This is a genomic window from Actinotalea sp. (assembly GCF_041597215.1).
In the GTDB taxonomy this organism is placed as follows: Bacteria; Actinomycetota; Actinomycetes; order Actinomycetales; family Cellulomonadaceae; genus Actinotalea.
This window is the reverse complement of record NZ_JBFHHB010000184.1, coordinates 1-6341: the sequence shown is the minus strand read 5'-3', so window position 1 is coordinate 6341 and position 6341 is coordinate 1. Positions and strand designations below refer to the sequence as shown.

At 72.4% G+C, this 6341-nt stretch carries 6 protein-coding genes; 2 read left to right on the top strand and 4 right to left on the bottom strand.

From position 1 onward, the window contains the following. Positions 1-44: 44 nt before the first annotated feature. A complete protein-coding gene (locus ABWK99_RS12190) occupies positions 45-1433 on the bottom strand; it encodes a diguanylate cyclase domain-containing protein (RefSeq protein WP_372594972.1) in 1389 nt (462 codons plus the stop codon). Between the two features lie 155 nt (positions 1434-1588). Here ABWK99_RS12190 and ABWK99_RS12185 point away from each other — a divergent pair, with 155 nt between their 5' ends. Further along, positions 1589-1816 (top strand): hypothetical protein, encoded by a 228-nt coding sequence (locus ABWK99_RS12185; RefSeq protein WP_372594971.1) that lies wholly within the window; start codon positions 1589-1591, stop codon positions 1814-1816. Between the two features lie 54 nt (positions 1817-1870). Here the strand turns inward: ABWK99_RS12185 and ABWK99_RS12180 are convergent, their stop codons facing one another. After that, a complete protein-coding gene (locus ABWK99_RS12180) occupies positions 1871-3583 on the bottom strand; it encodes an ABC1 kinase family protein (RefSeq protein WP_372594970.1) in 1713 nt (570 codons plus the stop codon). A gap of 90 nt (positions 3584-3673) precedes the next feature. Continuing rightward, positions 3674-4663: a DUF2332 domain-containing protein gene (locus ABWK99_RS12175; RefSeq protein ID WP_372594969.1), complete on the bottom strand. Its 990-nt coding sequence runs from the start codon at positions 4661-4663 to the stop codon at positions 3674-3676. 73 nt (positions 4664-4736) lie between these two features. Between ABWK99_RS12175 and ABWK99_RS12170 the strand changes: the two genes are divergently transcribed. Next, positions 4737-5375, top strand: a complete 639-nt coding sequence (locus tag ABWK99_RS12170; RefSeq protein ID WP_372594968.1) for an HAD hydrolase-like protein — start codon at positions 4737-4739, stop codon at positions 5373-5375. 69 nt (positions 5376-5444) lie between these two features. Here the strand turns inward: ABWK99_RS12170 and ABWK99_RS12165 are convergent. Then, the coding region (locus ABWK99_RS12165; RefSeq protein WP_372594967.1) for a DUF1566 domain-containing protein at positions 5445-6341 on the bottom strand (897 nt) is incomplete at its 5' end.

Genomic DNA, 6341 nt, shown 5'->3' with positions numbered 1-6341 from the left:
GCCGATGAGCGAGCGACGGGCACGTGCCCCGCTCCGCTGGGCGGTCAGGGATGGGCGAGGACGCTGCTGCCGTCGAGGAACACGGTGAACCCGTTGCGGCCGCGCGCCTTGGCGGCGTACATCGCGGAGTCCGCGTGGCGCAGCACCATCGCGGCGGTCAGTCGGGGGTCGTCCGCGGTGGCGGCGCCGACGCTTGCCGAGAGCCGGACCTCGCCCACGTCGGTGGTGACGGGCGCGGTCATGGCCTCGACGAGCCGAGCGGCGATGTCCTCGACCCGGACGCCGTCCGGCAGCGGATCACAGAGGATGACGAACTCGTCGCCGCCGAACCGCGCGACGGTGTCCTCGTCCCGCGTGACCTGCCTGAGACGGCGCGCGACCTCGACGAGCAGCTGGTCTCCTGCCGCGTGCCCGTGCTGGTCGTTGACCGCCTTGAACCCGTCGAGGTCGAGGAACAGCACCGCCAGGCGGCCAGGGTGGCGCTTCATGCGTTTCAGGGCGTGGTCGAGCCGGTCCGTGAGCAGAGCGCGGTTCGCCAGTCCCGTCAGGGAGTCGTGGGTGGCCTGACGCAGCAGGTCGGCCTCGGCGCGCTTGGCCTCGGTCACGTCCCGCGTCGAGCTGAGCACGGCGACGACGGTGCCATGGGCGTCCCGGTTCGCGGAGAGGGTCGTGTGGAACCAGAGCTCACCCGCGCCTTGCGTGGACGGCACGGAGATCTCGACCGCTCCGGGCTGGCCGGTCTCCAGGACGCGCCGCAATGCGGCTTCCCAGGTGGTCAGCGCCTCGCCCGCCATGCCCAGCTCGCGGTCGGTCCTGCCGATCATCCGTTCGTGCGTCGAGCGCCGCAGGCGCAGGCCCGCCGGGTTGATGTACTCGTACCGGAGCTCGCGGTCGTGCTTGGCGATCGCCTCGCTCGAGCCCTCGAGCACGTCGCGCAGCTGCGCCTCGACGAGCACGAGGTCCAGGTGGGCCTCGGCGCTCTCCTCAGCCAACCGGGTCATCCGCTCCCCGGCGACCGCCCATGGCGTGACGTCGCGCGTCCATCCGAACGTGCCGATGATCGCCCCGGACATGTCGCGCAGGGGGAACTTGCTCGTCTCGACCATCGTGCCGGGCTGGTCGGCCAGGCGGTCGAACTCCCGCTTGGCCAGCATCGGCTCACCGGTGGCGAGGATGCGCTCCTCGTCGGCGAGCAGCTCTGCGGCGTGCTCCTCGTCCGTCAGGTCGCGGTCCGTCAGGCCGATCATCTCCTCGGGGGACCGGCCGGCGAGGCGGGCGCACTCCGCGTTGACCCGGATGAACCGTCCGTGCCGGTCCTTGAAGAAGATCGAGGTGCCGTCCTGCGCGGCGAGGAGGTTCGTCAGGAGGAGGGCGTCGAGACCGAGCGAGGGCGTCGCGAGAGGGGTGGTGTCGGGATCGGGCCGGGGGGTCACAGCCGGTACATCGTCCGAGGCGCGGGGAACTGAGGAGTGGGGGTGCAGCAGCCCTCCCGGAGCGGCCTGTGCCGACGGGCCCCGGGCCCGACGGGCCCCGCCGAGAGCCCGTCGGGGCCCCGTGTTAGCCTCGAATCCCGACCCAGGAGCAGGCCATGAACGACACCTCTTCGCGTCACGACCCGCTGAGCTCGCACGTTCCCGCCGAGGTCCTCGAGCACCTGGAAGCCGCACGCAGCGAGATCCGCAAGGGCATGGAGACCTTCCTGCCGGACGGCTTCTTCGAGCACCGGGACGCCGCCCGTCGAGAGATGCTCCTCGCAGGACGCGGGGCGATCGACGAGGCCATCCGCCGGATGGACGCCAAGCGGTCGCCTGCCTGAGCGGACGCCTCCGCGCGGGGGCGTCCCGGCCCTCCTCGCACCGGTGGGGGAGTCCTAGCGCCGCCCGCCGCCCATCAGCCCGCCCAGCACCGTCACCGCGGCCACGACCATCATCGCCACACCCCCGCCCACCCGCTCGGCGGCGACCAGCACGGAGCCGGCGATCACGAGGCCGGCGGCCAGCACGGAGCCGCTGAGCCGGTCGACCGAACGGCTCACGGAGCGGATCGCCCGGCCGGCCTGCTCGTCGCGAACGGCGATCCCGCGACCCTCTGCGCGCGCCAGCACCCGGCTCGTCTGCCCGGGAAGGGCGAGCACGGTCATCAACGCGTCGCCGATCTGGTCGATCCAGTGCGCGGCGCCCGAGGACGTCTCCTCCTCGACCAGCCGGCGGGCATAGGGGCTGACCTGCTCCCAGAGGTTCACGTGCGGGTCGAGCCCGGTGCAGATCCCCGACAGGATCGAGACCGTCCGCACGAGGTAGATGAGGTTCTGCGGGACCTGGAACGGCAGGTCGAGCAGGAGGTCGCGGTACTGGTGGGCGAACTCGCGCACCTCCTGCGGGTCGATGTTCCGCAGCTCGTTCATCGACAGGCCCCAGTACCGGTCGAAGACCTGCGCCTCCGCGCGTTCGATCGCCTCCAGGTCCGCGCCGGGCAGCAGCATGTCGAGCATCTGGTAGGCCTTGACGACGCGGCTCGAGTCCCGGGTGCCCACCCCGACGACGAGCTCGCGCAGGCTCGCGCGCACCGAGTCGGGGACGCGCGCCATCATCCCGAAGTCCACGAAGGTCAGCCGCCAGGTCGGCGGGGCCTCGGGCTCACCGGGGTCGCCCTCCTCGGCGGTCCCTGGCTCCCGCGGCTGGGCGGGCACCGCGGTGACGAAGAGGTTCCCGGGGTGGGGATCGGCGTGCACGAACCCGTCCTCGAAGATCTGCTTGAGGTAGACCGCGACGAGCCGCTCGGCGACCTCGGTGCGGCTGATCCCCGCTGCCGTGATCGCGGCGTGGTCGCTCAGCTTGATCGCGGACACGTCCTCCAGGGTGAGCACCCGCCCGGCGCTGAGGGACCGCACGACCCGGGGGACGAGCACGCGGGGATCGTCCGCGAGGTTCGCACGGAACAGCTCGGCGTTGTCCGCCTCGTGCGCGTAGTCGATCTCCTGGTACAGGATCGTGGAGAACTCGCGCAGCAGGGCACCGACGTCGGCGTGCGCGCGGATCGGCCGGTACCGCATCAACCACGTGCCCACCCGGCGCAGTGCCGCCAGGTCGGTGTCGACGATGGCGGCGATACCGGGACGTTGCACCTTCAGCACGACGCCGTCGAAGCCCTCGTGCGGGTGGTGGAGCCGGGCGCGGTGCACCTGGCCGAGCGAGGCGGCCGCGAGGGGCACCGGGTCGACGCTCGCGAGGAGCGCGGTGAGCGGCGCGCCGAGGTCGGTCTCGGCGAGCGCCCGGATGTCCTCGAAGTCCTCGGCCGGGACCTCGTCCTGCAGATCGGCGAGGGTCTCGGTCACCTCGCGGGGCAGCACGTCCAGCCGCGAGGACAGGAACTGCCCGACCTTGATCATCACGCCGCCCATGCGGACGGCGAGGGCGCGGAACCTGGTGGCCTCGCGGGTGATCCGGGCGGTTCGCGTGCGATCGGCGGTGGCGCGCAGGCCGATGCGGCGCAGGACGAGCTCCCACAACACGAACCGGGCGATCACACCGGCGAAGAACACCAGGATGTGGAGATAGCGGCCGCGTAGGCGGGGCGAGTGCATCGAGCCTCCTGCTGGGGGCCTCAACCTAACATCGGGCTCCGGGCGGGTCTCGCGGAGCCCGGCGGCCGGCGGCAGGGGGTGGGCAACCGCTCAGCCCAGCGCGCTCCAGCCCGAGCCGTGCGGGTCGACGAGGGCGCGGGGCGCCCCGTCCACGGCGAGCACGAAGCGGTGGCCGGCCTCCGTCCCCGCGGGCAGGCGCTCGGCGACCTCGGGCAGCACCGGCTGCCCCTCGTTGCTGATCCAGGTGGCGTCCAGTCCCTGCACGGCGGTGGTGAAGCGTGCCCGGGCCTCGGCGTCGAGATAAGCCAGGACGGCCGAGTGGAAGACGACCAGCCGAGCGCCGGCCGGAGCCTGCGCCGCGACGTCGGCGAGCCGCTCGTTGAGGTCGCCGGCGACCAGGAGCGGTGGTTCGGCCCGTACCAGGCGCGCGGCCGCTCTCGTCTGCGTCCGACGCGTCTCGTGCCCGGGCCAGATGAGCGCGTCCAGCCAGGCGAGGTCCTCGGCATCGGCCACGTCGAGCGGTGCGAGGTCGATCCCGGCACGCCAGACCACCTCGGGAAGGCGCTCCGGGACGTCGTCGACCCGGTCGAGGGTGCAGTCCAGGACCACCTCGCTGGGCCCGGGCCCCGGGTCCAGCCGCGATGTCCCGCCGGGGTGCGTGTAGCGGTACGAGTAGCGATCGGGGACGAGGCAGAGCCCGGCCGACGCCCCGACCTCGAGCAGGGCCACGGGCCCGGCGATGGAGGCGAGGACAGGGAGCATCGTCGCGCACCGACCCGGCACGTTCGTCTGGGTCCGCCGACGGGCGACGACCGCGGCCACCTCGGCCCACCGTTCACGCAGGAACCTGCGGAGCTCGGCGGGGGAGGCCTCGTCGACGCCGAGGAACCGGGCCGCCCCGAGCACGAGGTTCGGCTGGCGCTTGGCGGGCGGGAGCGTGTCGATGAGGTCGAGCAGCTCGGGGTCCGCGGCGACGCCCGCTGCCCAGTCGGCGTAGAGCGGAGAGGAGTGCCGCGCGTCGCGCTCGGCGAAGGTCGTGTACCACGCAGCGGTGGTCGTCACGGCGTCGAGGGGGTCCACATCGGGAGTCTAGGCAGGCCCCTCGAGCGGGCCGGCGGTCGGGGGCCGGCGCGGGAGGCGGGAGAATCGGGGGGTGCGCACACTCCTGCTCGACCTCGACGGAACCCTGACCGACCCCTTCGAGGGGGTCTCCCGAGCCCTCGACCACGCCATGAGCGGGCTGGGGCTCGCCCCGCTCACCGAGGCTCAGCACCGCTCGTGCATCGGGCCGCCTCTGCCGGACTCCTTCTCGGCCCTCGGCGTCCCGGCCGGTCGGGTGGACGAGGCGATCACCCGGTACCGCGAGTACTTCGCCGACCAGGGGCTGCTCGAGAACCGCATGTACGACGGGATCCCCGAGGCCCTTGCCGAGCTGCGCTCGCGGGGGATCCGGCTGGCCGTGGCGACGTCCAAGCCCGAGCCCTTCGCCGTGCAGGTCATCGAGCACTTCGGTCTGGACGTCCACCTCGACCACGTCTCGGGCTCGACCCTCGACGGCAGGGTCGGCACCAAGGCTGCGGTGATCTCCCTCGCCCTCGACCGCCTCGGCGAGCCGGACCCGAGGGACGTGACGATGGTCGGAGACCGCAGGCATGACGTGCACGGCGCCGCCGAGCACGGGATCCGCTGCCTCGGGGTGCGGTGGGGCTATGCCGAGCCGGGCGAGCTGGAGGGCGCCGGCGCGTACGCCGTCGCCGAGCAGCCGGGCGACCTGGTGACCCTGCTCGGCTGAGCCCCGTGGACGGCCCGGGGCGCGTTTCCGCCCGGTCTCGGTGGCCCGCCCGCGCCGGCCTCGTGCGGCTCAGGACAGGTCGCGGACCAGGCGGACCATGTTCGTGTAGCGCTCCCCGCCCTCCCCGTCGGGGCCCTCCTCGGTCTTGGTGTCGAAGCGGACCGCGCCGGCTCCGTGGAAGTCCAGGCCCTCGCCGTTCACGGCCCGCCCGAACGCGACGTACCAGGCGTAGTAGTAGGGCTCGCCGCTGGTGAAGTTCGCGGAGGTGCTCGTCCAGTAGTAGCCGTAGTCGCTGTCGCCCGCCTCGTTGGTGATCGGGGTCGAGAGGAAGATCTCGTCGATCGCCGCGCCCACGGCGTCCTCGTCGGTGGCCGAGGGCGACCGGGTGTAGTCGACGATGCTCTGCAGCTCCTTGACGTTCGGAAGACGCCAGTCCGAGTAGCCACCCAGCTCGGACTCGTTCGCGTAGGCGAGAGCGTCCGCCCAGTCGAGCTCGACGGCGTCGTCGCTCTGCGCCCACATGAGCCCAGTCGCCTCGTCGGTCACCGTGCCGTCGCCGTTGTCGACGAAGGCGTTCTCCCCGTAGGCGTCACCGCGCACCGCACGGATGTACTTGCCGCCCACCGGTCCGCTCGCCTCTGCGGAGTACGCCTTGATGTGCCCCGTGACGGCGTTGACGCCGAAGGCCGAGTCCTCTCCGCCCTCGACGGTCGTGCCGACGTAGGAGTTGCTCGTCCAGTACTGCTCGTCCTTGGTGACCTCACCGGTGGCCAGGCTGAAGTAGGTCGTGTCGAGATAGGGCCATCCCTCGCTGAAGTCGGCTATCGAGTAGAGCTCCTTGGCGGACGGCATGCGCCAGTCGTCGTACCCGCCCAGCTCGAGCGCGTTGGCGTAGTCGACGGCCTCCTGCCAGGTCATGTCCTGAGCGTCGGGGACCTGCTGCCAGGTCAGCCCGGTGACCTCGTC